The organism is Pseudomonas sp. 10B238 (assembly GCF_000970615.1).
In the GTDB taxonomy this organism is placed as follows: Bacteria; Pseudomonadota; Gammaproteobacteria; order Pseudomonadales; family Pseudomonadaceae; genus Stutzerimonas.
On sequence record NZ_KQ033942.1, the window covers coordinates 22,608 to 45,751 of the forward strand.

26 protein-coding genes are annotated in these 23,144 nt (G+C 60.5%); 12 read left to right on the plus strand and 14 right to left on the minus strand.

The features are described from left to right. Positions 1 to 8: 8 nt before the first annotated feature. Positions 9 to 485, plus strand: a complete 477-nt coding sequence (locus RT21_RS20335) for a methylglyoxal synthase (RefSeq protein WP_046164180.1) — start codon at positions 9 to 11, stop codon at positions 483 to 485. Here RT21_RS20335 and scpB read toward each other — a convergent pair. From scpB to RT21_RS20360, 5 genes are all read right to left on the minus strand, one after another. Then, positions 482 to 1,249, minus strand: a complete 768-nt coding sequence (gene scpB / locus RT21_RS20340) for an SMC-Scp complex subunit ScpB (protein ID WP_046164181.1) — start codon at positions 1,247 to 1,249, stop codon at positions 482 to 484. The genes RT21_RS20335 and scpB overlap by 4 nt on opposite strands. Next, complete coding sequence (locus tag RT21_RS20345; RefSeq protein ID WP_177327114.1) at positions 1,246 to 1,986, minus strand: segregation and condensation protein A; 741 nt, start codon at positions 1,984 to 1,986, stop codon at positions 1,246 to 1,248. Before RT21_RS20345 ends, scpB begins: the two co-directional genes overlap by 4 nt. 189 nt (positions 1,987 to 2,175) lie before the next feature. Further along, the gene (locus RT21_RS20350; RefSeq protein ID WP_082082202.1) at positions 2,176 to 3,381 is read right to left on the minus strand and encodes a tryptophan--tRNA ligase; all 1,206 of its coding nucleotides are present in this window, start codon (positions 3,379 to 3,381) and stop codon (positions 2,176 to 2,178) included. Between the two features lie 46 nt (positions 3,382 to 3,427). After that, on the minus strand, positions 3,428 to 4,051 hold the full coding sequence (locus RT21_RS20355) for an L-threonylcarbamoyladenylate synthase (RefSeq protein ID WP_046164183.1): 624 nt from the start codon (positions 4,049 to 4,051) through the stop codon (positions 3,428 to 3,430). A gap of 13 nt (positions 4,052 to 4,064) precedes the next feature. Beyond that, positions 4,065 to 4,931, minus strand: a complete 867-nt coding sequence (locus RT21_RS20360) for a PHP domain-containing protein (protein ID WP_046164184.1) — start codon at positions 4,929 to 4,931, stop codon at positions 4,065 to 4,067. Positions 4,932 to 5,111: 180 nt separating this feature from the next. On the opposite strand from RT21_RS20360, the gene RT21_RS20365 reads away from it, so the two are divergent. The 6 genes from RT21_RS20365 to RT21_RS20390 all read left to right on the plus strand — a co-directional run bounded on the left by RT21_RS20365 (position 5,112) and on the right by RT21_RS20390 (position 9,139). Continuing rightward, positions 5,112 to 5,693: a septation protein A gene (locus RT21_RS20365; RefSeq protein ID WP_046164229.1), complete on the plus strand. Its 582-nt coding sequence runs from the start codon at positions 5,112 to 5,114 to the stop codon at positions 5,691 to 5,693. Positions 5,694 to 5,702: 9 nt separating this feature from the next. After that, complete coding sequence (locus RT21_RS20370) at positions 5,703 to 6,002, plus strand: YciI family protein (RefSeq protein WP_046164185.1); 300 nt, start codon at positions 5,703 to 5,705, stop codon at positions 6,000 to 6,002. Positions 6,003 to 6,078: 76 nt separating this feature from the next. Continuing rightward, positions 6,079 to 6,468 (plus strand): hypothetical protein, encoded by a 390-nt coding sequence (locus RT21_RS20375; protein WP_046164186.1) that lies wholly within the window; start codon positions 6,079 to 6,081, stop codon positions 6,466 to 6,468. Positions 6,469 to 6,485: 17 nt separating this feature from the next. Beyond that, positions 6,486 to 7,163 (plus strand): response regulator transcription factor, encoded by a 678-nt coding sequence (locus RT21_RS20380; RefSeq protein ID WP_045428013.1) that lies wholly within the window; start codon positions 6,486 to 6,488, stop codon positions 7,161 to 7,163. Positions 7,164 to 7,306: 143 nt separating this feature from the next. Next, positions 7,307 to 7,711, plus strand: a complete 405-nt coding sequence (locus tag RT21_RS20385; protein ID WP_046164230.1) for a Spy/CpxP family protein refolding chaperone — start codon at positions 7,307 to 7,309, stop codon at positions 7,709 to 7,711. A 78-nt stretch (positions 7,712 to 7,789) separates the two neighbouring features. After that, on the plus strand, positions 7,790 to 9,139 hold the full coding sequence (locus tag RT21_RS20390) for a sensor histidine kinase (RefSeq protein WP_045428016.1): 1,350 nt from the start codon (positions 7,790 to 7,792) through the stop codon (positions 9,137 to 9,139). A 1-nt stretch (position 9,140) separates the two neighbouring features. On the opposite strand, the gene RT21_RS20395 is transcribed toward RT21_RS20390, so the two are convergent. Both RT21_RS20395 and RT21_RS20400 read right to left on the minus strand, forming a co-directional pair. Further along, on the minus strand, positions 9,141 to 9,707 hold the full coding sequence (locus RT21_RS20395; protein ID WP_046164187.1) for a nitroreductase family protein: 567 nt from the start codon (positions 9,705 to 9,707) through the stop codon (positions 9,141 to 9,143). A 93-nt stretch (positions 9,708 to 9,800) separates the two neighbouring features. Then, entirely contained in the window at positions 9,801 to 10,172 is a 372-nt protein-coding gene (locus tag RT21_RS20400) for a YkgJ family cysteine cluster protein (protein ID WP_045428022.1), read from the minus strand. 189 nt (positions 10,173 to 10,361) lie between these two features. On the opposite strand from RT21_RS20400, the gene RT21_RS20405 reads away from it, so the two are divergent. After that, positions 10,362 to 11,813 carry a TrkH family potassium uptake protein gene (locus tag RT21_RS20405; RefSeq protein ID WP_046164188.1) on the plus strand — a complete coding sequence of 484 codons (1,452 nt, stop codon included), beginning with the start codon at positions 10,362 to 10,364 and terminating at the stop codon, positions 11,811 to 11,813. A 5-nt stretch (positions 11,814 to 11,818) separates the two neighbouring features. Here the strand turns inward: RT21_RS20405 and RT21_RS20410 are convergent, their stop codons facing one another. From RT21_RS20410 to RT21_RS20420, 3 genes are all read right to left on the minus strand, one after another. Then, entirely contained in the window at positions 11,819 to 12,259 is a 441-nt protein-coding gene (locus RT21_RS20410) for a nucleoside deaminase (RefSeq protein ID WP_046164189.1), read from the minus strand. A gap of 44 nt (positions 12,260 to 12,303) precedes the next feature. Continuing rightward, positions 12,304 to 13,233, minus strand: a complete 930-nt coding sequence (locus RT21_RS20415; protein WP_046164190.1) for a DUF808 domain-containing protein — start codon at positions 13,231 to 13,233, stop codon at positions 12,304 to 12,306. A 107-nt stretch (positions 13,234 to 13,340) separates the two neighbouring features. Then, complete coding sequence (locus tag RT21_RS20420; protein ID WP_046164191.1) at positions 13,341 to 14,342, minus strand: AraC family transcriptional regulator; 1,002 nt, start codon at positions 14,340 to 14,342, stop codon at positions 13,341 to 13,343. 172 nt (positions 14,343 to 14,514) lie between these two features. Here RT21_RS20420 and RT21_RS20425 point away from each other — a divergent pair, with 172 nt between their 5' ends. From RT21_RS20425 to RT21_RS20440, 4 genes are all read left to right on the plus strand, one after another. Further along, positions 14,515 to 14,832 (plus strand): Mpo1-like protein, encoded by a 318-nt coding sequence (locus RT21_RS20425; RefSeq protein WP_046164192.1) that lies wholly within the window; start codon positions 14,515 to 14,517, stop codon positions 14,830 to 14,832. Positions 14,833 to 15,005: 173 nt separating this feature from the next. Next, entirely contained in the window at positions 15,006 to 16,394 is a 1,389-nt protein-coding gene (locus RT21_RS20430) for an adenylate/guanylate cyclase domain-containing protein (protein WP_046164193.1), read from the plus strand. Between the two features lie 61 nt (positions 16,395 to 16,455). Next, positions 16,456 to 17,241 (plus strand): helix-turn-helix domain-containing protein, encoded by a 786-nt coding sequence (locus RT21_RS20435; protein ID WP_046164194.1) that lies wholly within the window; start codon positions 16,456 to 16,458, stop codon positions 17,239 to 17,241. A gap of 147 nt (positions 17,242 to 17,388) precedes the next feature. Further along, a complete protein-coding gene (locus RT21_RS20440) occupies positions 17,389 to 18,279 on the plus strand; it encodes a DMT family transporter (protein WP_046164195.1) in 891 nt (296 codons plus the stop codon). A gap of 40 nt (positions 18,280 to 18,319) precedes the next feature. Here the strand turns inward: RT21_RS20440 and RT21_RS20445 are convergent, their stop codons facing one another. The 4 genes from RT21_RS20445 to RT21_RS20460 form a co-directional block, all read right to left on the minus strand. After that, positions 18,320 to 20,056: an IlvD/Edd family dehydratase gene (locus tag RT21_RS20445; RefSeq protein WP_046164196.1), complete on the minus strand. Its 1,737-nt coding sequence runs from the start codon at positions 20,054 to 20,056 to the stop codon at positions 18,320 to 18,322. Positions 20,057 to 20,120: 64 nt separating this feature from the next. Further along, the gene (locus RT21_RS20450; protein ID WP_046164197.1) at positions 20,121 to 21,422 is read right to left on the minus strand and encodes a TRAP transporter large permease; all 1,302 of its coding nucleotides are present in this window, start codon (positions 21,420 to 21,422) and stop codon (positions 20,121 to 20,123) included. Next, entirely contained in the window at positions 21,419 to 21,991 is a 573-nt protein-coding gene (locus RT21_RS20455) for a TRAP transporter small permease subunit (RefSeq protein ID WP_046164198.1), read from the minus strand. Before RT21_RS20455 ends, RT21_RS20450 begins: the two co-directional genes overlap by 4 nt. Before the next feature lie 78 nt (positions 21,992 to 22,069). After that, positions 22,070 to 23,089 (minus strand): TRAP transporter substrate-binding protein, encoded by a 1,020-nt coding sequence (locus RT21_RS20460; protein WP_046164199.1) that lies wholly within the window; start codon positions 23,087 to 23,089, stop codon positions 22,070 to 22,072. Positions 23,090 to 23,144: the final 55 nt, after the last annotated feature.

Here is a 23,144-nt window from a genome sequence, read left to right on the forward strand (position 1 = left end):
GGAAGAACATGAACCGCATCGATTTCGTGAGCGCGACACTCCCGGCCCGTAAACGTATCGCACTGGTCGCGCACGATCACTGCAAGGAGCGCCTGCTGGATTGGGCAGATCGGCAAAAACCTCAGCTGGAGAAACATGAGCTGCTGGCGACCGGCACCACGGGACTGCTGCTCGGGCGGCGGCTGGGGTTGCCGGTCGAGTGCATGATCAGCGGCCCGCTGGGCGGGGATCAGCAGATTGGCGCACGTATTGCTGAGCGCCGGATCGACATGTTGGTGTTCTTCTGGGACCCCTTCGAGCCACAACCCCATGACCCGGATGTAAAGGCGCTTCTACGGGTCGCAGCAGTGTGGAACATTCCACTGGCGGCCAACGAAAGCAGCGCTGACTACCTGCTATCCAGTCCGCTGCTGGACCAGGCGCATACGCTGAGCATACCGAACTACGCCAGTTACCTGGCAGACCGCCAAGCAGAGGATCACTAGTCGCGGCGGTCTTCGTCCGAAACGGGTTGATCTTCCTCACGCTCAGTTTCGTCACGCAGGTCGTCAAAATCGGTCTTCAAACCGGTTTCCATGCTATCCAGCTCAGCCAGAAGACTGCGGAAACTGGTTTGCTCACGCGGCGCCTCCAGATCCTGCTCGAGATCAGCGCGAGCCTGCAGCGCCGCCGGCACCGGCGCGTCCTCAACGTCGATCGGCTGGGGTTCGGGCTCCATCTCACGCAACACTGCCAGCGGCGGCAGCTCATCAAGGTTCTTCAAGTTGAAATGGTCGAGGAACTGCTTGGTGGTGGCGAACATGGCTGGCCGCCCTGGCACGTCGCGATGACCAACCACCCGCACCCACTCGCGCTCCAACAACGTCTTGACGATCTGGCTGTTAACCGCCACTCCACGGATGTCCTCGATCTCGCCGCGCGTAATTGGCTGTCGATAGGCAATCAGAACCAGCGTCTCCAACAAAGCCCGTGAATAGCGCTGCGGCCGTTCCTCCCAGAGCCGGCCCACCCAAGGCGAAAAGCGCTCGCGCACCTGCAGGCGATAGCCACTGGCGACCTCTTTCAGCTCGAACGCTCGGCCTTTGCAGGATTTATCCAGCACCTCAAGGGCCTTGCGCAGCAAGGCTGGCGTCGGCCGCTCGATTTCGTCGAACAGCTCGACCATTCGCTCAACCGACATCGGCTTGCCGGATGCCAGCAACAAGGCTTCGAGCAGTGATGCGAGATCCTTGGGATCGGATAGATTCACAGGCTTGGCTCCCCTGGCTCTTCCTGGTGTAACGAGGGCTCATCGCTGCGTGCCCTGACATGAATCGCCGCGAAGGGCTCGTTCTGCACCAGCTCCACTAACGACTCCTTGATCAGCTCAAGCACCGCCATGAAGGTGACCACCACCCCCAGACGGCCCTCCTCAGCGGTGAACAGTGCGACGAAAGGGACAAAGCCGCCGCCCTTGAGTCGTTCGAGCACATCGCTCATGCGCTCGCGGGTCGACAGCGTCTCACGCGTGACCTGATGGCTTTCGAACATGTCGGCACGTCGCAAGACCTCGGCCATGGAGATCAACAGCTCTTCCAGACTGACCTGGGGCAGCAGCTTGCGGGCCCGAGCTTCGGGCGCGTCGAGTTTCGGTACATGCAGGTCACGCCCCACCCGCGGCAGCTGGTCGAGATCTTCCGACGCCGCCTTGAACCGCTCGTATTCCTGCAGCCGGCGGATGAGCTCGGCGCGCGGGTCGAGTTCCTCTTCCTCCACCTCTGCTGAGCGCGGCAGCAACATGCGCGACTTGATCTCAGCCAGCATGGCCGCCATCACCAGATATTCGGCCGCCAGTTCAAGGCGCACGGCCTTCATCAACTCGACATACCCCATGTATTGGCGAGTAATTTCCGCGACTGGAATATCAAGAATGTCGATGTTCTGCTTGCGGATCAGATAGAGCAGCAAATCCAGCGGCCCCTCGAACGCCTCGAGGAACACCTCCAGTGCATCTGGCGGGATATACAAATCCTGCGGCAGATTGTTGAAAGCCTCGCCGTAGACAAGCGCCAGCCGCAGCTGCTCGCCGGGCGCTTTGACGATCGCCTCGGCCTGGGTGTCCTGCATGCTCTCTCCGAAACGAACAAATAGTGGAAGCGGCAACTGCCTCAGCAGGCTGTACGCTGACCGATGGCTCTAGCGGTAATTCAGACCCATGGCCTGACGCACGACGACCAGCGTTTCGCGTGCTTCGTCACGGGCCTGCTCAGCGCCCTCAGCCAATATGCTGCGCACCAGATCCGGGTTCGACTCATAGTCATGGGCGCGCTCCTGCAGTGGTGCTAATTCGAGCTTGATCGCATCGATGAGTGGCGCCTTGCACTCGAGGCAGCCGATTCCAGCGGTGCGGCAACCCTGCTCTGCCCACTGACAAACGTCTTCGGTCGAATGGGCCTGGTGCATCTGCCACACCGGGCAACGCGTCGGCTCACCCGGATCATGGCGGTGAACACGTGCCGGATCGGTCGGCATACGCTTGATCTTTTCTTCGATCTCGTCCGGCGTGTCCCGCAGAAAGATGGAATTGCTGGCGGACTTGGCCATCTTGCCACCATCGAGCCCCGACACCCTGGGAGAGTCGCTCAGCAGAGCCTGCGGCTCAGGCAATAGCAGCCTGCCGCTGCCCTCCAGATAGCCGAACAGGCGTTCCTGATCGCCGATGGTAATGGTCTGCTGATCCTTTAGTAACGCACGGGCCGTGTTCAGCGCCTCGAGGTCGCCCTGCTCTTGGTAGCTCTTACGCAAGCTGGCGTACAGCTTGGAGCTTTTTTTGCCGAGCTTGCGTATTGCCGCTTCGGCCTTAACCGCGAAATCCTCTTCGCTGCCATACAGGTGATTGAAGCGCCTGGCGACATCGCGAGCGAATTCGATATGCGGCAACTGATCGGCGCCAACCGGTACGACACCAGCGCGGTAAGCCAGGATATCGGCGGCCTGCAACAACGGATAACCGAGAAAACCGTAAGTGCCGAGGTCCTTATGTTCCGAGTCGAGCTGCAGCTCCTTGTATGACGGCACGCGCTCGAGCCAGGCCAACGGGCAGATCATCGAAAGCAGCAGGTGCAACTCGGCGTGTTCAGGTACCTGGGACTGGACAAACAAAGTGGCAGAACTCGGGCTGACGCCAGCTGCCAGCCAGTCGACCGCCATCTCATGGACGTTGCGGGCGACATCTGCGCCCGCTGCGTAGTCGGTGGTCAGTGCGTGCCAGTCAACGATGCAGAAAAAGCACTGGTACTCGTGCTGCATCCTGACCCAGCTCTTCAGCACGCCGTGGTAGTGGCCAAGGTGGAGACGGCCATTAGGCCGCATTCCGGAGACTACACGTCGCTGCGAATCCATGGAGCTCAAAAGGGTTTCCTTCGTGGGTTTGAGAAAGACGAACGGTTCAGCCGGCGAACGGTGCGGGATCGCCGCAGCCGACCCGCACAACTTCCGGGTCGCCATCCACCAGACTGATCACAGTCGACGCTTCGACGCCACCGTAACCGCCGTCAATGATCAGGTCTACCTGATGCTCCAGCGCATCCCGCATTTCGTAAGGATCGCTCATCGGCTCGGTCTCGCCGGGCAGTATCAGGCTGACGCTCATCAATGGCTCACCCAGCTCGGCGAGCAATGCCTGTGCAATCGGCTGGGCAGGCACGCGCAGGCCGATGGTACGGCGCTTCGGGTGCAACAGCATTCGCGGCACTTCCCGAGTAGCGCTGAGAATGATGGTGTATGGTCCTGGCAGATGCGTCTTGAGCAGACGGAAAGCAGCGGTATCGACCTTTGCGAACAATCCGAGCTGGGACAGGTCGCGACAGACCAGCGTGAAGTTATGCTTGTCGTCCAACTGACGCAGGCGACGAATGCGCTCGATGCCGGTCTTGTTTCCCATCGAGCAGCCCACAGCGTAAGAAGAGTCGGTGGGGTAAACCACCACGCCGCCGCTGCGAATGATCTCCACGGCCTGCTTGATCAGCCTGACCTGTGGATTTTCCGGGTGTATTTGAAAAAACTGGCTCATGAAAACTCCATGTTCAGCGGGCCATAGCCTCGCCAGGCTCATGATCGAAAGACCTCCATAGCGGCCTGAGGTCGTCAGGCAGGGCTCGATACATGCCCAACTCCGACCAGTCGCCCGGTGCGTGAAAATCGCTGCCGATACTGGCCATCAGGCCGAACTCGCGCGCCAGAATCGACAATCCCCCGACCTGTTCCAACGGCTGCATGCCGTTAACCACTTCCAGCGCATGGCCGCCAGCCTGGGCGAACTCACTCACCAGCCGGCGCCGTTTGCTGCGCGTAAAGTCGTACTGCCAGGGATGCGCCAAACTGATCCAGGCGCCGGCGTCCCGCAGCGTACTGACGGTTTGCTCAAGCGTCGGCCAATGCTGCTTCACATCACCCAACTTGCCCGAGCCGAGCCACTTGCGGAATGCCTCGGCACGGTCGCGAACATGACCGGCTCGCACCAGATAGTCTGCAAAATGCGGGCGTGCAGGAGCATTCCCACTGTCCCCTAGCTCTTGCTGGATTGCCCGCGCGCCTTCCAGCGCACCCGGCATGCCCTTGGCCTCCAGGCGCTGCGCGATCGTCTCGGCACGCTGCCAGCGACCGGCGTGCAAATCGGCAATGGCTTGCTGCAATGCAACTGCATCACGGCGAAACGCATAGCCAAGCACATGGATAGTGGCGCCGCTCCAGACACAGGACAGTTCGATGCCGTTGACCAGCCGGACGCCAAGCGAATCAGCCGTGGCGCGAGCATCATCGAGACCTTCGAGGGTGTCGTGATCGGTCAGAGCAAGCAGCTCGATTCCACGCGCATGGGCGCGCTGCACCAGCACATCAGGCGCGAGCACACCGTCAGAGGCGGTGCTGTGGCAATGCAGATCAACAATCATTCGGGACAGATTCTCCAGGGGGCTTGGCAGCTCACAGCGTGTGACCGCCAGCGCCAGCGCTCGTGCCGTCGTCCAGTTTGCCAAAGCTTGCGCAATGTCGTGGAAACGGCAGGCGGACAGCGTTCCGCCAAAAGCGCGGTTTGTTATTATGCCGGGCACATCTGCCCTCTGGCGCGCCTCGTGAAACAAATCATCGACTTCATTCCGCTACTGCTGTTCTTCATCACGTACAAAATCGAGCCTACAACGGTCGAGATCGCCGGATTCAGCCTTGGTGTGGGCGGCATTTTCAGCGCAACGGCCGTTCTGATCTCCAGCTCTGTCGTGATCTACGGCGTCTTATTCGTCCATCAGCGTCGTCTTGAAAAAAACCAGTGGCTGACGTTGGCGGCTTGCCTGCTATTCGGCGGCTTGACGCTGGCGCTGCATAGCGAAACGATCCTGAAGTGGAAAGCGCCCGTTCTTAACTGGCTATTTGCCCTGGCGTTCTTTGCCAGCCACTTTTTTGGTGACAGGCCGCTGATTCAGCGAATGATGGGCCACGCGGTCCGGTTGCCGGCGGCGCAGTGGTCGCAGCTCAATGTCGCCTGGATTCTGTTCTTTCTCGTCTGCGGCTTCGCCAACCTCTTCGTTGCATTCGTCTATCCCGCGATCTGGGTAGACTTCAAGGTCTTTGGCAGCCTTGGTCTGACGTTACTGTTCATGGCTGGCCAAGCACTTTATCTGGTGCGCCACATGCAACCCGAACCTCAAGAATCATAGGAGTTCACCATGCTCTACGCCATCATCGCTACCGATGTACCTGACTCATTGCAGGACCGCCTGGCTGCGCGCCCCGCTCACCTGGCGCGTCTCGACCAGCTCAAAAGCGAAGGCCGGCTCGTGCTGGCTGGCCCGCACCCGGCGGTGGACAGCAATGATCCGGGCGCAGCCGGCTTTACCGGCAGCCTGGTTGTCGCCGAGTTCGACTCGCTGATCGCGGCTGAACAATGGGCTGCGGCCGATCCATACAAAGCGGTGGGCGTTTATGGTGATGTCGTCGTCAAACCTTTCAAACAGGTCTACCCCTGAGTCGATCTGCCGACTCCAGGTCGTCGCTTCGTCATGGCCACTTAGAGACAAAACCGTTGAGGAAAAAGGAGTTCCGATGCGCCAAGGTCCGCTGTCCCTGCTGCTTGTTCTAGGTCTTGCAACACCCTTGCTGCAGGCTCAAGAAGCCCCCATCGATCCGCCCGCCGAACGGCAGGCCGAGCTGGAGCACCGCCTGAGTGAAAATCTACAGCAACGAGAGGCGCTCAAGGAAAACCTCGACGCAGCCGCCAGTGCGGCGGGCCAAGCCCAGCTGTTGAGGCTGCGCCAGGAAAACCAGCGCCTGCGTTTGCAACTTGAACAGGAGCAAGCGCAGACGCAGCTGCAGCCACCGCTGCTTAACGACCAGCAACAATGGTTCGCGGTCGGGGGCGGGGTTGGCGTGCTGGGCTTTCTGCTTGGCGTCCTGACCACGCGGGGCCGTCGTCGCCGGCAATGGCTGAACTGAATCGACACGAGCGAACCATGAGCGAACTGCTGCTGATAGACGACGACCAAGAGCTCTGCGAGCTACTGGTTAGCTGGCTGGCCCAGGAAGGTTTTGTTGCCCGCGCGTGCCATGACGGCAAGAGCGCCCGCGCCGCACTTGCAGAACACCAACCTGCTGCCGTCGTGCTCGATGTGATGCTGCCCGACGGCAGCGGTCTGGACCTGCTAAAGCAGCTGCGCAGCGAGCATCCTGACCTGCCGGTGCTGATGCTTTCCGGCCGCGGCGAGCCGCTAGACCGCATTCTCGGCTTGGAGCTGGGTGCTGACGACTACCTTGCCAAGCCCTGCGATCCGCGCGAACTGACCGCTCGCTTGAAGGCCGTTCTACGCCGCAGCCAGCCGGCCAGCACACCGACACAGCTAGCGCTGGGGGACCTCTGGTACAGCCCCGCACGCGGCGTGGCGAGCATCGGCGATCATGAAGTCACCCTCACACTCTCTGAAGGACGCATCCTCGAAGCACTCCTCAGCCAGCCAGGCGAACCACTGGAAAAGCAGGCCCTAGCGCAGCTGGCGCTCGGTCGAAAACTCACCCTCTACGACCGCAGCCTGGACATGCACGTCAGCAACCTGCGCCGCAAGCTTGGCCCCCATCCAGACGGCCGTCAGCGCATCGTTGCCTTGCGCAGCCGCGGATACCTTTACGCCTCCTGATAGCCTTTACCGAGCCTTTACCCAGCCCTGACCGCCGTTGACCTTGCGCGCCCTAGACTGAAGTCATCCGGTCGAAGCCTGTTGAGGCGCCCTAGACAGGCGCTTTACTGGCAACCGGTTTCCATATCAAGGAGAAACTCATGATGCGCAAGACTCTCATCGCCGTACTGTTCGCCTCCACCCTGCCCACCATTGCGATGGCCATGCCAGACGGGGGCCAGCGCCATCATGGCGGCCAGCACTCGCCCTTCGAGCAGCTCGATCTGACCAAGGAGCAACGGACCGAGATGCGCCAACTGATGCGTGAACAGATGAAGAATCATCGCGAGATCACCCAACAGTACCTGAGCAAGCTGCCCGAAGCCCAACGCAAAGCGATGCAGGAAGAGCTGAAAGCCAACCAGGAAAAAACTCAGAAGCAGGTGCGTGACTTGCTCAAGCCGGAACAGCAGAAAAAGTTCGACGAGCTGCATGAAGAGATGGCGGCCAAGCGTGCCGACCGTGCTGAGTTCGCGCAGTGGAAAGCCGAGCGCGATAAAACCAACTGATCCACTCAAACAGCAAACCTGCCCGGTTCGCCCCTTAGGGATTACACGCGCCGGGCTTTTCCCTGGAGTATCTGACCGGTGCGATCACTGTTCTGGCGCATTCTTGCGACATTCTGGCTAGCCATTGCGCTGGTGGCAGGCTTGGCCATGCTCCTGGGGCATGCGCTCAATCAGGACGCCTGGATTCTCAACCGTCACCCGGGCGTCAATGGCCTGGCCGAAGTATGGACCAAGGTCTACGAGCGCCAGGGGCCGATCACTGCACAGTTTCTGCTCGAGCGGCATCGCAACCGCTACGGTGTCGATGTCCAGGTGCTGGCCGAGAACGGCCAGCCCATCATCCGCGGTACCTTCCCGGCTCGCGCCGCCGCGTTCGAAGCGCGACAGGAACACCGCGACGGTCGCCTACCCTGGCGGCGGCTGACCACCGATTACACCAGCCCCGAGACCGGCAATACTTACCTCTTCATCTACCGCATCCCGAATCAGGAGCTACAAGCCTGGCACCGAGGCAGCCTGTTCTGGCCACTGAGTGCGCTGGCCATCGCGTTAATCGTCCTGACTGGATTCAGCCTGTTACTGACCCTTTCCATTACCCGTCCGCTCGATCGGCTTCGCGGCGCTGTTCACGACCTTGGCCAAACCACCTACCAGCAGAATTCTCTGGCGCGCCTGGCAACGCGACGCGACGAACTGGGCGTGCTTGCCAAGGATTTCAACCGCATGGGCGCCCGGCTGCAAAGCCTGATCGGCAGCCAGCGACAACTGCTGCGTGACGTTTCTCACGAGCTGCGTTCGCCGCTAGCCCGCCTGAGAATCGCACTCGCACTGGCGGAGCGGGCCACGCCGGCCGAACGCGAGGTCATCTGGCCTCGGCTGGCCAAGGAGTGTGATCGTCTGGAAGCCCTGATTAGCGAGATTCTAGAGCTCGCAAGGCTGGACGCCGACCCAGGGGCGCCGAACCCCATCAACCTGCGTTCGATATTCGAGCAGCTTGAGGAGAACGCCCGCATCGTCTCGCCGAATCAGCGAATCGACAGCCAAGTCGAAACCGAAGCCCAGCTGCAAGGCTGGCCGGACATGCTCGAGCGTGCCCTGGACAATCTGTTACGCAACGCTCTGCGGTTCAACCCCGAAGGCGCGCCGATAGAACTGCGAGCCAGCAGCGACACACAGCACCTGCTGCTGAGTATCCGCGACCAAGGGCCTGGGGTCGACGAGGCCCATCTCGCGCAACTGAGCGAACCCTTCTTCCGCGCACCGGGACAAACCACCGCTGGACACGGGTTAGGGCTGGCGATTGCCCGCCGAGCCGCGGAACGGCATAACGGCGAGCTCCTGCTGGGCAATCACCCGGACGGCGGTTTCATCGCCACGTTGAAGCTACCACTGAACCCAGCTGACGAGGCCCGATTACAAGCGGAGTGACCTAGTTCGCCCCGGTCCATTCACTGACGAATTGCTTGGGCTCCAATGCCGGCGGGGTCCGCAGGGTCCCTTCGGGGGTACCGATATAGATGAATCCCAAGATCTGCTCGTCGCCGGTCAGCCCCAAGGCTTTTGCCAGGTATGGATCGTAGGAAAACTCACCGGTACGCCATACGGCGCCGAGACCCTGTGCATGCGCAGCCAGCAACAAGCCGTGCGCCGCACAAGACACCGCGAGCACCTGCTCCGAACCCGGCACCTTCGGGTGCGGCTGCACGCGGGCAATGACGACCACCAGCAGCGGCGCGCGCAACGGCATCTTGCGGGCTTTCAGCACGGCATCATCGCTGGCCTCAGGCGAGCGCACACGCAACGACTCAGCCATCAACTTCCCCAACCGCTCCCGGGCTTCGCCTTGAATGGTCAGGAACCGCCAAGGGCGCAGCTGACCATGATCGGGCGCACGCAAGGCCGCACGAAACATCAGGTCTAGCTGGGCCGACGTCGGCGCTGGATCAGTAAGTCGCGTGACAGACACGCGGTTGAGCATCAGGTCGAGAGCTTCCATCCGACTACCTCCAAAACGAATCGGACATTCTAGAGGCCCGAGCCGTTCGTTTGGCAGTGGGAGCGTGGCAATCGCCACGTTGGCCAGTTCGTCTCAAGCCACTCGATCAGGCGAAAGCTGCGGCTCCAACGGTGGCATCAGCGGCGGCAACCCATGGGCGGCCCGAGCCGTGTCGCAATGCGCATTGTGCTGACCATCTACCCAAGAGGCCTCGAATTCGCGGCAGGTACTCGAACGTTGCTCGTACATGGTGCAGCGCACGCCACATCCCACGTCGCCCATCAAGCCGACACAACGCGCCGGCTTGGCTTCCGTCCCGAGCATGGCGACGTGAAACGGACTGACCTGCACGGTTGCGCTGTCAGGAACTGCACCACCGGATGAGGCGCATTCGCCCCAAAAGAAAGACACACGAAAATACGCGCAGCAGGCGCCGCACGTGAGGCAGGGATTGTCGATGGACATGGGAGCTGAACACTCAGAAACCGGCAAAGGGCCGGCACCGGGCGGCTATTCTATTCATCGCAGCGAACTTGGGAAGAGGCCTACAGGGCGCCGGGCAAAAGATTTTTCTGCACGCCGATAGCCGGTTTACTGCCGCAGCGACAGGCGTAGAATGGCTACCTCATTTTTCGAGCCGAGCAGCAATCACACATGGCCTTGCCGACCCTGCGCATCATCGGTTTCATTCTCGGCATTTTTCTGATCACACTCGCTGTCAGCATGGTCATCCCGATGATCACGCTGTTCGCATTTGATCGCACTGACGATTTGCAAGCGTTCCTCTGGGCTAGCCTGATCACCTTCAGCAGCGGTATCGCCTTGATCGCGCCCGGCAGGCCTGAGCTTACCCAACTACGCCCCCGCGACATGTATTTCCTGACCACCGCAAGCTGGTTGATCGTTTGCTGCTTCGCCGCATTGCCGATGATGCTGATTCACCACATCAGCTATACCAACGCTTTCTTCGAGACCATGTCGGGCATCACCACGACAGGCTCGACGGTACTCTCCGGCCTGGATTCGGCATCGCCCGGTTTGCTGATGTGGCGTTCGATGCTGCAGTGGCTCGGGGGGATCGGCTTCATCGGCATGGCCGTGGCGATTCTGCCGTTGCTGCGCATCGGTGGCATGCGGCTGTTCCAGACTGAATCATCGGATTGGTCGCAAAAAGCCATGCCGCGCTCGCACGTCATGGCCAAGTCGATTCTGATCGTTTATCTCGCGCTCACCTTACTCTGCGGGCTGGCCTATTGGCTGAGCGGAATGACGCCTTTTGAAGCGATCAACCATGCCATGACCACCATTGCCACCGGTGGCTACTCGACATCCGACAGTTCGATGGCCAAGTTCACCCCCGCGGCGCACTGGGTCGCCGTGGTGTTCATGTTGCTTGGTGGTTTGCCCTTCATTCTGATGGTTTCGACGGTTCGGGGTAACCGCTACGCCCTGCTCCATGATCAGCAGGTGCAAGGCTTCGTTGGCATGCTGCTGATCATCTGCATCTCGTTTGCGATCTGGCTGACCTTCAACTCCGACTATGTCTTTCTCGACGCCCTGCGCATTGTTTCGCTGAACGTCGTATCGGTGGTGACCACGACCGGCTTTGCGCTAGGTGATTACACGCAGTGGGGCGAGTTCGCCGTGCTGGCTTTTTTCTACCTGACCTTCATCGGCGGCTGCTCCGGCTCGACCTCGGGTGGTTTGAAGATCTTCCGCTTTCAGGTCGCCTATGCCCTGCTTCGCGCCAACTTGGCGCAGCTGGTGCATCCGCGAGCCGTCATCAAGCAGCGCTACAACAAGCACACCCTCGACGAAGAAATCGTGCGTTCGATCCTGACCTTCTCGTTCTTCTTCACCATTACCATCGGCGCGTTGGCGCTGGCGCTGGCATTACTCGGGCTCGACATGCTCACCGCGCTCACCGCAGCAGCGACCGCAGTGTGCAACGTGGGCCCAGGGCTCGGTCCAATCATCGGTCCTGCGGGCAACTTCTCCACTCTGCCAGACTCGGCAAAGTGGCTCCTGTCGTTCGGCATGCTGCTCGGCCGGCTGGAAATCATCACGGTACTGGTAATGCTGACCCCTTCGTTCTGGCGTCATTGACCGGATTACGTCTCGCCGATGTCTTCGTTCCACAGCTCAGGGCTCTCGGCGATAAAGCGGCGCATCATCTCGACACAGCGTGCCTCCTGCAGCACTTCGACCTCAACACCGCGACCACGTAGCAGCAGCTCCTCGCCCATGAAGGTCTGATTCTCACCGATCACGACCTTGGGTATGCCATACAGCAGGATCGCCCCGCTGCACATGGGACACGGCGACAGTGTGGTATAGAGGATCGACTCGGCGTAGACGCTGGCCGGTTGCCGACCAGCGTTTTCGAAGGCGTCCATCTCCCCGTGCAGCACCGCGCTGCCCTGCTGAACCCGCCGGTTGTGGCCGCGGCCAATGATTCGCCCCCGGTGGACGATTACCGAACCGATTGGAATGCCGCCCTCGGCAAGTCCCTTCTCCGCTTCCTCAATCGCCGCCTGCATGAATTCATCCATTCACACTGCCCCCCTTTTTGTCTTGGTAGATGGTGTTATCGCCATCAAGCGGTTTCGGATCGACGCTTGAACAGGCGTTTGCTCAGCTCGACCGCTGCAAACACCAGACCGCCGGCCAACATCCCGAAGGCGGCATCCAGCAGCGTCGGCAACAGCCCGGCCAGAACCGAGCCAATGTATGGCAGCGCCACAGTGTGCTCTGCGCTGTTCTCGATGAAGTGGTGGATAGCCTTGAAACCGTGGGTCAGGATGCCGCCGCCGACCATGAACATGGCGGCCGTGCCAATCACCGACAAGGACTTCATCAACCAGGGCGCGACCGAGAGAATGGCGCGGCCCAGCGACTGCGCTGCAGAACTGCTGCGTTTGCTCAGCGCCAGGCCCGCGTCGTCAAGTTTGACGATGCCGGCAACCAAACCGTAGACGCCAATGGTCATGATGATCGCAATGCCCGCGAGCACGGCGATCTGCTCGACGAAGCTAGCGGCGGCAACCGTACCCAGCGTAATGGCGATGATCTCGGCAGACAGAATGAAATCGGTGCGCACCGCCCCACTGATCTTGTCGCGCTCGAATGCCACCATGTCGACGCTCTCGTCCGCCAACGCCTCGATTTGCTTGGCATGGTGGTCCTCATCGCGATGCAGGAACCGGTGCGCCAGCTTCTCGAAACCTTCGAAACAGAGGAACGCGCCGCCAAGCATCAACAACGGTGTGATAGCCCACGGGATGAATGCGCTGATCAGCAACGCAGCCGGCACCAGAATCAGCTTGTTGCGCATGGACCCTTTGGCCACGGCCCAAACCACCGGCAGTTCGCGGTCCGCGTTGACGCCGGTGACCTGCTGAGCATTGAGTGCAAGGTCATCTCCCAGCACGCCGGCGGTTTTCTTCGCCGCGACCTTAGTCATCAGGGATACGTCATCCAGGACCGAAGCGATATCGTCGATCAAGGCAAGAAGGCTACTGGCCAATGCGGGTCATCCTATTGGTTTTTTCAAAAAGCGGCGCGAGGGCGCCGCGGTCATATATACGCAAGCTAAGGCTATAGCGGCAGAGCACAAGTTCCGGCAGGGCCACGTCAACGCTGCGCCCGGTATTCGCCAGGAGTCATTGCGAACCAGCGTTTGAAGGCGCGAAAGAAATTACTCGGATCGGCAAAGCCCAGCAGATAGGCCACTTCCAGCAAGGCGAGATCCGCTCGCGCCAAGTACTGCTCGGCAAGCGTTCGCCGCGTGTCGTCTAGCAATTGCTGGAAGCTGGTGCCCTCCTCGTCCAGGCGCCGCTGCAAAGAACGTTCAGACAGGTGCAGCGACTGCGCCACCGTTTCGCGCCGCGGTTCTCCCTGCGGCAACAGGCGGCAGATCACCTGCCGTGCCTGATGGGTCACGCGGCTGTCCGAGAAGCGTGCCAGGTAATCGCCGGCAAACCGGTCATGCAATTGGGCCAGTTCGGCGTTTGCAGTAGGTAGCGCAATATCCATATCGACATGGCGCATCAGCATGCCGTGGAACTCGGCATTGAAGCGTAACGGCGCTTGGAACGCGGCCTGGTAGGGCTCGATATCCACCGGTGGCGGGCCTTGGAAGTAGACTTCGATCGGGACCAGCGGCTTACCGGTCAGCCACCGACAGAATGCAAGCGTACTGGCCAACGAGCCATCTGCGCTCTGGCGCGCCGGAGGCAGTTGATCGCCATGGATCGCCAAGGTTAACAACGCCCCGCGATTGGTTGACCCAAACTGCACATCCGCGCCTTCGGCAATGATGCGCTGGTACCGCACCAAGCGCTGGAAGCTGTCCCTGAGCGTACTGCTGGACATCAGCGCATATCCGACCACATGCATCGCGCCGGGGCGCATCACTTTCGCCAGATTCAAGCCGATCGCCGGATTGCCGGTAATCTCCACCGCACGCTGCCAGAGCCGGGTCATGCCATCCTGGGCAAAACGCGCATCGGGGTCGTTGAGTGCGGAATAGTCGAGCCCCAGATTGACGAACAGGTCCTGGCAGTCGAGGCCGTCGAGTTCAAGCGCCTGGACAATACTCAAGGCCCAGCTCGAGGACGTGGTGCGTTCTTTCATCAATCGATTCACTCATGCTCAGACTGTACGTGGCACGCCGTCACCACAGCGATCTGCGCAGTTTCAATCGCGGATCGATGGCACACAAGGGTACTAAACTGGCACTTGGAGTCAGTGGCCTACGTTACCTAAGGTTCTAGACTCCAGCGACCACAATGACAGGAGGTGCGGCATGAGCACGCAAACCGCCGAACGCTTTAGCCGCTTTGCAGATTTCTATCCGTTTTACCTGGCCGAACACAGCAACCCCACCTGCAGACGCTTGCATTACATTGGCAGCTTGCTGGTACTGGCGATCCTGGCCTATGCGGTGATCAGTCAACAGTGGCTATGGCTGCTGGCGATGCCTTTGGCTGGATACGGGTTTGCCTGGGTCGGCCACTTCATCTTCGAGAAGAACCGTCCAGCGACGTTTCAGTACCCGCTGTATAGCTTTCTTGGCGACTGGGTGATGCTGAAGGACATGCTCACCGGCAAGATTCGATTCTGATCCAACTAGGTCATCCGGGCCGCGCCGCAACGGCTGCCGGTCACGGAATGGACCGGCGGTTTGGCGCAGTGGTGGCGACTTGGTTATGATCGCCGAGCCAGCGCCGACCGATGCGCTGTCGCCTCCAACGGCGCATTCCAGAGCGCCGGTTTCTTTCAGGGATAGCAACCATAATGTCAACCGTGACCGGTGAACGACGTAACGGGCTCGCGACTCGTCCACTGCGTGAATATTACGCGCGGGTCTTCGCCTATCTGATCTGCGCCGCCACGCTCGCCGCCGGTGTCTATAGCCAGCAGTTCGCACTCGACCTTTTGTGGTTGGTGCCCTATACGCTCTTGTATCCGCACTTTGCCTATCACCTGAGCTACCGCTTCAAGCGCGAACACCCGGAGGCAACCTCCCAGACCCTATTGTGCCTCGATGCCTTGAACGCGGGCGCCGGTATTGTGCTGCTCGGATGCAGCCTTGTGCCGAGCCTCATGTTTCTACTGACGCTGAGTTTCAGCGCGCTGGTGGTCGGTAGTCTGCGTCATCTATTGATGACGCTATTGATGGTGTGCATCGGCGTCGGACTGACCAGCTTGCTGGTTCCTTTGCGCTTCGAGGGGGTCAGCTCGGTTCTGGTATCGGCAGTCAGCATCCTGCTCACCACCCTTTACGTGTGCGTAACGGCTTATTACGTGCACCAACAGGGAATCCGACTGGCTCAGGCACGCAGCGAAGTCGAAGCCCAGCAGGCGAAAGCTGCGCGGTTGGCACGCAATCTCGCCAAGTACCTGTCTCCACAGGTGTGGGAATCGATTTTTTCCGGCAAGCGCAGCGTGCGACTGGAAACCCAACGCAAGAAGCTCACGGTGTTCTTTTCCGACATCAAGGGATTCACCGAACTCTCCGAAGAACTGGAAGCTGAAGCCCTCACCGACCTGCTCAATACCTACCTCAACGAGATGTCGAAGATCACTCTCAAGTACGGCGGCACAATCGATAAGTTCGTCGGTGATTGCGTGATGGTGTTCTTTGGCGACCCCGCCAGCCAGGGTGCGAAAAAGGATGCAGTGGCCGCCGTTTCGATGGCTATTGCCATGCGCAAGCACATGAAAGTCCTTCGCCAACAATGGCGCGGCCAAGGCATTACCAAGCCGATGGAAATCCGCATGGGCATCAACACCGGTTACTGCACCGTCGGCAACTTTGGCGCCGACACCCGAATGGACTACACCATCATCGGTCGCGAAGTGAATCTGGCGAGCCGCCTGGAAAGCTCCGCCGAGGCAGGGGAAATCCTCATTTCCCACGAGACCTATTCATTGGTCAAAGACGTCATCATGTGCCGCGACAAAGGCCAGATCACAGTCAAAGGCTTCACCCGTCCGGTGCAGATCTACCAAGTGGTCGACTTCCGTCGCGACCTCGGTGCTACCAACAGCTTCGTCGAGCACGAACTGCCCGGTTTCTCGATGTATCTCGACACCAACGGCGTTCAGAACTTCGACAAAGAGCGCGTCATCCAGGCGCTCAATCAGGCCGCCGACAAGTTGCGCGACAAGGTCATCATGTAGCACCGCCTGGCCCGGCTCGGGTCAAAGGGTCATCACCCATCGCTATCTGCCGGCGTTCCGCATGCAGTCGAGGTCTACCTTGCCGCCCATCCTTTCCCTGCGTCATTACAGCCACGACCAGATCATCCACAGCCATGAGCACACGCAGCTGGTGTTCGGCTTGCGCGGGCAGCTGGATTTTGAGGTTGACGGCCAGGGCAGTCGCGTCCAGCAGCAGCTTTTGGCCGTCGTGCCCAGCGATGCGCGCCATGCCTGCGGCAGCGCCGAGGGTAGCCTCTGTCTGGTGGTCGATATCCCCAACTGGAACTGGCTGCGGCAACGTCTAGGCCACCACGCAGATTCCGCTCAGCGCTTGCTCGAACGGCCCGCGGCGCTGCGCCTGAGCCCGACACAAAGCCAGCTGGTCGGCTGGCTCGCGGCCAGCCCAATCAACGATCCGATTATTAGCGAGCAAGGCGCAGCATTGTTGCTGACGAGCCTCGCCTCCGGTTGCGAGCCAGCCGATCAGCAATATTCGCTCCCGCTGACGGCGCTGCATGCGTATGTCGACCGACATCTGTCACATCCACTTGAAGTCAGGGACCTCGCGAGAGTTGCGGGCCTTTCCGTGCAACGCTTCCACGCACGCTTTGTCAGCGAAACGGGCTTTACGCCTCAAGAATTTGTCCGGTTGCGGCGTCTGCATCAGGGACGAGAATTGCTGATCAGTACCCATCTGGCGGTCGGCGAGATCGCTGCGCGGGTCGGTTATGCCTCGCAAAGTGCTTTTACCGCAGCGCTCAACCGCCACTACGGCCTTACTCCACGGGCTGTCCGGCGCGAGGCGCACGACAAATCGCGAGAGTAACGCGACAGACCCACCCCATCCCGCGCCGTACCATGAGCACTCACGTTGCAGATGCGCAAACGCACGCACGCCACCAGGAGAGCTCATGGACCGTTTCGACTCCCCTTCATCAGGTTTCCAAACATCTGCTCCGCTGGACGCCAGGCCATGACCCATCGCAACGCTTTGCTGGCGATCCACTTCGGCGCGCTGATGTTTGGGCTTTCCGGGGTCTTCGGCAAGCTGGCCGATAGCACGCCTCTGATCATTACCCTTGGCCGGGCAGGCTTTGCTGTCGTGGCGCTTTTACTGGCCGCACAATTCCTGCGTAGCGGTGGCGCGGCCCCAAGCCTACGCCAGCGGGCCGGACTACTGCTCGGTGGGCTGTTGCTCGGTGGCCACTGGCTCACCTTCTTCATCGCCGTGAAGATCGCCGGTGTCGGTATCGCCACACTGGGTTTTGCCAGCTTTCCCGCCTTCACCGTATTGCTGGAAGGGGTCCTGTTCCGCGAGCGCACCCGACCGGTTGAGTTCGGCATGGTCGCCCTGGTCTGTGTCGGACTGCTACTGGTCACGCCACAATTCGACCTGGCTAGCGAAAGCACGCTGGGCCTGATTTACGGCATCCTCTCCGGGCTGATGTTTGCCCTGCTTTCATTGCTCAATCGCGCGGTTACCCGCGGCGTGGACCCGGTTCAGGCTGCGCTCTGGCAGAACTGCATCATTCTGCTGTGTCTCTTGCCTTTTTCATGGTCGTCGCTGCCGGCCGTCCCGGCCATGGACTGGCTGTGGCTGGCCTTGCTCGGCGTGCTCTGCACCGGCCTCGCACACAGCCTGTTCGTGGCGAGCCTGAAAGTGTTGAAGGCTCGGACGACGTCGGTGATCTTCTCGCTGGAGCCGGTGTATGGCATCGCTATCGCCTGGTGGCTGTTCAACGAACAACCTTCGCTGGGGATGCTCGCTGGCGGGGCACTGATCATCCTCGCCTCGGTCATCACCAGCCGATTGAAGGCGCCATCTGCAGTAACCGCTGCCTCCCCATTGGCCAAAACGCCCTAGCGGCAGGAGACGCTACCTCTTGACCGCTGGGCTTTGCCTATCAGTGTGAATGCCGTGGTACATCGGCACCGCGGCAGCCAACCAGAAAGTCGAAGTCGCAACCCTCGTCGGCTTGCATGACATGCTCGACGAACAGCCGCCGGTAACCACCGTCCCACAACAGGCCCTGCGGGGCTTTCCAGGCAGTCAGACGCTCTTGCAGTTCGGCATCCGGTATATCCAGATGCAGGCGGCCCTCATAACAGTCCAGCTCGATGAAATCACCGTTACACACCACCGCCAGCGGTCCGCCAGCGGCGGCCTCCGGCGCGACGTGCAATACCACGGTTCCGTAAGCGGTACCGCTCATACGGGCGTCGGAAATCCGCACCATGTCGGTGATGCCCTTGGCCAGCACTTTGGGCGGTAGGCCCATGTTGCCGACCTCGGCCATTCCCGGATAACCCTTCGGCCCGCAGTTCTTCATGACCAGTACGCAGGTTTCGTCGACGTCCAGATCGGGGTCGGCAATGCGCGCCTTATAGTCGTCAAAGTCCTCGAAGACCACTGCACGGCCGCGGTGCTTCATTAATTCCGGGGTCGCCGCCGAGGGTTTCAGCACAGCGCCACTGGGGGCTAGATTGCCGCGTAAGACGCAGATGCCGCCATCCTTGCGCAGCGGATTATCCAGCGCACGAATGACCTCGTCCTCGCCGTAAATCGGGGCCTGCACGCAGTTTTCCCAAAGTGTTTTACCGTTGACCGTCAATGCGTCAGGGTTCGGCAGCAGATTATTTTCACCCAGCCGGCGGATCACCGCAGGCAATCCCCCGGCGTAGTAGAACTCTTCCATCAGGAAGCGCCCCGACGGCTGCAGGTCGACGATGGTCGGCATGCCCCGGCCAATACGCGTCCAGTCATCCAGCTCGAGCTCGACGCCAATCCGCCCGGCGATGGCCTTGAGGTGAATAACGGCATTGGTCGAGCCGCCAATGGCCGCGTTGACCCGGATGGCGTTCTCGAAGGCCTCTTTGGTCAGCACCTTGGACAAGCGCAAGTCTTCATGAACCATGTCGACGATGCGCATACCGGACAGGTGCGCCAGCACATAGCGACGCGAGTCCACCGCCGGAATCGCCGCGTTGTGCGGCAATGAGGTGCCCAGTGCTTCGGCCATGCAGGCCATGGTCGAGGCGGTTCCCATGGTGTTGCAGGTGCCCGCCGAACGCGACATGCCGGCCTCGGCGGAAAGGAACTCGTTGAGGTCGATCTGCCCAGCCTTGTACTGCTCATGCATCTGCCAGACGATGGTGCCCGCACCAATGTCGCGGCCCTTGTGCTTGCCGTTGAGCATCGGCCCACCGGTGACGACGATGGTCGGCACATCACAGCTCGCCGCCCCCATCAGCAGCGCCGGGGTGGTCTTGTCGCAGCCGACCAGCAGCACCACCGCATCGACCGGGTTGCCGCGAATCGATTCCTCGACATCCATGCTGGCCAGGTTGCGCGTCAGCATGGCGGTCGGTCGCAGGTTCGATTCGCCATTGGAAAAGACGGGGAACTCCACCGGGAATCCGCCAGCCTCTAGCACGCCCTTCTTCACGTGCTCGGCGATTTTGCGAAAGTGCGCGTTGCAGGGGGTCAATTCCGACCAGGTGTTGCAGATGCCGATGATTGGCTTGCCTTGGAATTCATGATCTGGGATGCCCTGGTTCTTCATCCAACTGCGGTACATGAAACCGTTCTTGCCGGTAGTCCCGAACCATTGAGCGGAGCGCAGGGGGCGTTTATCAGTCATTTTGCGTGCACCTCTCCAGCGGCAGGCCGCACGGGCCTGCCGGGTTGATCGTTTGTGGGTTGGGTCAAAGCAGCCAGGTCGAAATGGCTGGGAAGTAGAGCAGCAGGCCGAGTACCGCGATCTGGATAACGATGAAGGGCACCATCGAGCGGAAGATATCGGTCAGCGTTATATCGGGCGGTGCCACGCTTTTGAGATAGAACGCCGCAGGCCCGAACGGGGGCGAGATGTAGGACACCTGCATGCTCACCGCGAAGAGGATGCCGAACCACACCGGGTCGTAGCCGAGTTCTACAACGATGGGCACGAAGATCGGCAGGCAGAGCATGGCAATGCCGATCCAGTCGAGGAACATGCCCAGCAAGAGGAAGATCAGCATCATCACCAGCACGATGACGAAAGGCGCAACCTCAAGGCCGGTGATCGCCGAAGAGACGAAACGGTTGCCGCCCATGAGGTTGTAAACCCCGACCAGGCAGGCTGCGCCAATGCCGATCCAGACGATCATGCCGCAGGTTTCAAGGGTCTGGGTCAGGCTTTCCTGCAGCAACTTGATGCTGAATTCACCGCGTACCAGCACCGCCAGCAGTACACCCATCGCGCCCATGGCTGCCGCTTCCGTCACCGAGGCGATGCCGGCGTAGATGCTGCCGAGCACTAGTCCGGCGATGGCAATCGGAAAGAACATGCCTTTGAAGGCTTCGCCAAGGGTAAGCCGCGGAAGGCTGGAGTCCTTTTCCAGATGAGCACCGCCCATGTGCGGATAACGCATGCACATCACCACCACGTAGAGCATGTAGCTGCCCATCAGCAGCGCTGCCGGAACGATCGCTGCCTTGAACAGATCAGCGATGGAGACACTGGCAATCAGGCCGTAAATGATGAGTACGATGGATGGCGGCACCATGGTACCCAGCGAACCGCCGGCGCAGACCACACCGATGGCGATGCGCTTGTCGTAGCCCAGCCGAAGCATTTGCGGCAACGCCAGCACACCGAGCAGGACGATTTCGCCTCCAATGATTCCGGAGATGGCAGCGAGAAAGAACGCCACCACGATGGTCTGCACTGCCACCCCTCCCGGCAGCCGCCCGGCGAAGAAGCGCATGGCGTTGAACAGATCCCGCGCCAGCCCTGACCGGTCCAGCAAGCCGGCCATAAACACAAACATCGGCACCGCCACCAACGAATATTCAGTGATGAAACCGAACAGGCGGCTGGCTACTAGCGGCACGGCCACCGGGCCGAACCAGCCTAACGTGAAGCCGGCAGCGACCAGGCCTGTGACGAATGCCAGCGGCAGTCCCAGCACCAGCAGAGCGAAGATCGCGAAGATCATCAGGTACGTAGCGATCTCAATACTCATGGCTTGCCATCCCCATCGAGACGCGCACGCCGGTGAGTTGCAATCCGCACCACTTGCTGCACCGCCATCAGCGCGATGGAGACCAGCACGACTATCTTGGTGAATGCAGGCAAAGGCTGGTTCCAGGACGATCCCGAGGTCTCCAGCCGCCAGCTGCCATCTGGCGCGTGGGTGGCGTTGTAGGCCAGCACCCAGGCGGCATAGCCGATCGCCAGGCAGAACAGGATGCCCAGCGCCAGGTTGAGCAATTCCAGCCAGCTGCGCTTACGTGGTGAAAGGCGGTCGAGCAGGATGCGTATCTGGATGTGCCGGTTGGTCGCCAATGCATAGGGTCCGCCCAGGGCGAAGATGGCCGCGACGAGGAAGGTCGTGGTCTCGTGCGCCCATTCAGTAGGCGAATTGAAGCCGTAGCGCATGACGACTTCAAACACACTGACCAGCATGGCGATGAACACCAGCCAGGCAATTACCTGACCGCCACGTCGAATGCCACGATCAAGCATGCCCTGGCCCGGCTCTGGGGCGCAGACATCCAGATGATCGTCAGACGAAGGTTGAGTTTTTTTCACAGCGAAACTCCTCCGACTCTCCAACATGGGTCGGAAAGTCTTTGGTTACTCGAATATTGAATGGCCGGCTTGCGCGGCTCAGAGCATGCCCTTGTCCTGCAGGTAGCCCTGGATGGAATCCACCGCCTCCTTCGCCTGGGGGCTGCGGTCACGCCAGCGCGACCATTCGTCCCGCGCGGACTGGCGAAATTTCTTCACCTCATCCTCGGGAAGCGAAGTCAGCGTCACATCGCCTTTCTGCCTGGCCAATGCAACCTGCTCCTCGTCTTTCTTCTGCAGATCAGTGACCAGCTGCTCGGTGAAGGCATCGACCGAGTCTTCGAGGATCTTCTGTTGCTTAGGCGACAGGTCATCCCATAACGCCTTGTTAACCGAGATGTCCTTCATCGGCATCGAGTGGAAGCCGGGATAGACGGCGAACGGCGCGTACTTGTGGTAGCCCTGCTGGTAATTGGTGGAAAACACCGTGTAGTCGGCTGCATCGATCACGCCTTTTTCCAGCCCGGTATAGACCTCGGAGGTCGGCAGGTTCACCGGCGCTGCACCGACCAGCTTGAAGATATTCGAAACCATGCCTTCCGGCGCTCGCACTTTCAGGCCTTTGAGGTCGTCAAGGGTTTCGATCTTGCGCTTGCTGATCAGGGACTCCGCGCCCACAGCGCCAGCACGGATAAGGTGAACGTTGTACGGCTCCACCAGACGGTTGTAACCCGCCTCGCCGCCGGCGTTGCGCATGTAATCCAGGAACGGTGCCGGGCCGCTCCAGGCACCGACCATGTTGCCGTAGACCGCGAACGCAGGATTCTTACCGGAAAAATAGCCAGGATCGGTGATGTGGCCCTGAATGATGCCGGCTCCGACGGCATCCAGTGTCTCGTTGTTACCGACAATGGTGCCGGTTGGCAGAACCTCTACGGTGATTTCACCATTGGTTTTCTCGCCGACACTTTTTGCCCACTCCTGAGCGATGCGGTATTCGTCATCGCCGGCGTTGACGTTGATCTGGAATTTCCATTCCTGCTTGGCAAAGGCACTGCCGGACGCGAGGATCAAAGTGGCTGCGAGACCAAACCCGAAACGCTGGACGTTAAATTGCATAAAGGCTTCTCCGATTATTTTTATTAGGCACCGTCACGATCGAGGCGCTAGCCAC

What these genes read in the sequence shown, in the direction of transcription:
- RT21_RS20360 (WP_046164184.1), bottom strand. Translation starts at nt 4,931, where the DNA reads ATGATTGTTGATCTGCATTGCCACAGCACCGCCTCTGACGGTGTGCTC.
- RT21_RS20430 (WP_046164193.1), top strand. Translation starts at nt 15,006, where the DNA reads ATGTCAACCGTGACCGGTGAACGACGTAACGGGCTCGCGACTCGTCCA.
- RT21_RS20355 (WP_046164183.1), bottom strand. Translation starts at nt 4,051, where the DNA reads ATGAGCCAGTTTTTTCAAATACACCCGGAAAATCCACAGGTCAGGCTG.
- RT21_RS20335 (WP_046164180.1), top strand. Translation starts at nt 9, where the DNA reads ATGAACCGCATCGATTTCGTGAGCGCGACACTCCCGGCCCGTAAACGT.
- RT21_RS20375 (WP_046164186.1), top strand. Translation starts at nt 6,079, where the DNA reads ATGCGCCAAGGTCCGCTGTCCCTGCTGCTTGTTCTAGGTCTTGCAACA.
- RT21_RS20395 (WP_046164187.1), bottom strand. Translation starts at nt 9,707, where the DNA reads ATGGAAGCTCTCGACCTGATGCTCAACCGCGTGTCTGTCACGCGACTT.
- RT21_RS20400 (WP_045428022.1), bottom strand. Translation starts at nt 10,172, where the DNA reads ATGTCCATCGACAATCCCTGCCTCACGTGCGGCGCCTGCTGCGCGTAT.
- RT21_RS20460 (WP_046164199.1), bottom strand. Translation starts at nt 23,089, where the DNA reads ATGCAATTTAACGTCCAGCGTTTCGGGTTTGGTCTCGCAGCCACTTTG.
- RT21_RS20440 (WP_046164195.1), top strand. Translation starts at nt 17,389, where the DNA reads ATGACCCATCGCAACGCTTTGCTGGCGATCCACTTCGGCGCGCTGATG.
- RT21_RS20405 (WP_046164188.1), top strand. Translation starts at nt 10,362, where the DNA reads ATGGCCTTGCCGACCCTGCGCATCATCGGTTTCATTCTCGGCATTTTT.
- RT21_RS20435 (WP_046164194.1), top strand. Translation starts at nt 16,456, where the DNA reads ATGCAGTCGAGGTCTACCTTGCCGCCCATCCTTTCCCTGCGTCATTAC.
- RT21_RS20450 (WP_046164197.1), bottom strand. Translation starts at nt 21,422, where the DNA reads ATGAGTATTGAGATCGCTACGTACCTGATGATCTTCGCGATCTTCGCT.
- RT21_RS20385 (WP_046164230.1), top strand. Translation starts at nt 7,307, where the DNA reads ATGCGCAAGACTCTCATCGCCGTACTGTTCGCCTCCACCCTGCCCACC.
- RT21_RS20370 (WP_046164185.1), top strand. Translation starts at nt 5,703, where the DNA reads ATGCTCTACGCCATCATCGCTACCGATGTACCTGACTCATTGCAGGAC.
- RT21_RS20445 (WP_046164196.1), bottom strand. Translation starts at nt 20,056, where the DNA reads ATGACTGATAAACGCCCCCTGCGCTCCGCTCAATGGTTCGGGACTACC.
- RT21_RS20410 (WP_046164189.1), bottom strand. Translation starts at nt 12,259, where the DNA reads ATGGATGAATTCATGCAGGCGGCGATTGAGGAAGCGGAGAAGGGACTT.
- RT21_RS20420 (WP_046164191.1), bottom strand. Translation starts at nt 14,342, where the DNA reads ATGAAAGAACGCACCACGTCCTCGAGCTGGGCCTTGAGTATTGTCCAG.
- RT21_RS20380 (WP_045428013.1), top strand. Translation starts at nt 6,486, where the DNA reads ATGAGCGAACTGCTGCTGATAGACGACGACCAAGAGCTCTGCGAGCTA.
- RT21_RS20425 (WP_046164192.1), top strand. Translation starts at nt 14,515, where the DNA reads ATGAGCACGCAAACCGCCGAACGCTTTAGCCGCTTTGCAGATTTCTAT.
- RT21_RS20350 (WP_082082202.1), bottom strand. Translation starts at nt 3,381, where the DNA reads ATGGATTCGCAGCGACGTGTAGTCTCCGGAATGCGGCCTAATGGCCGT.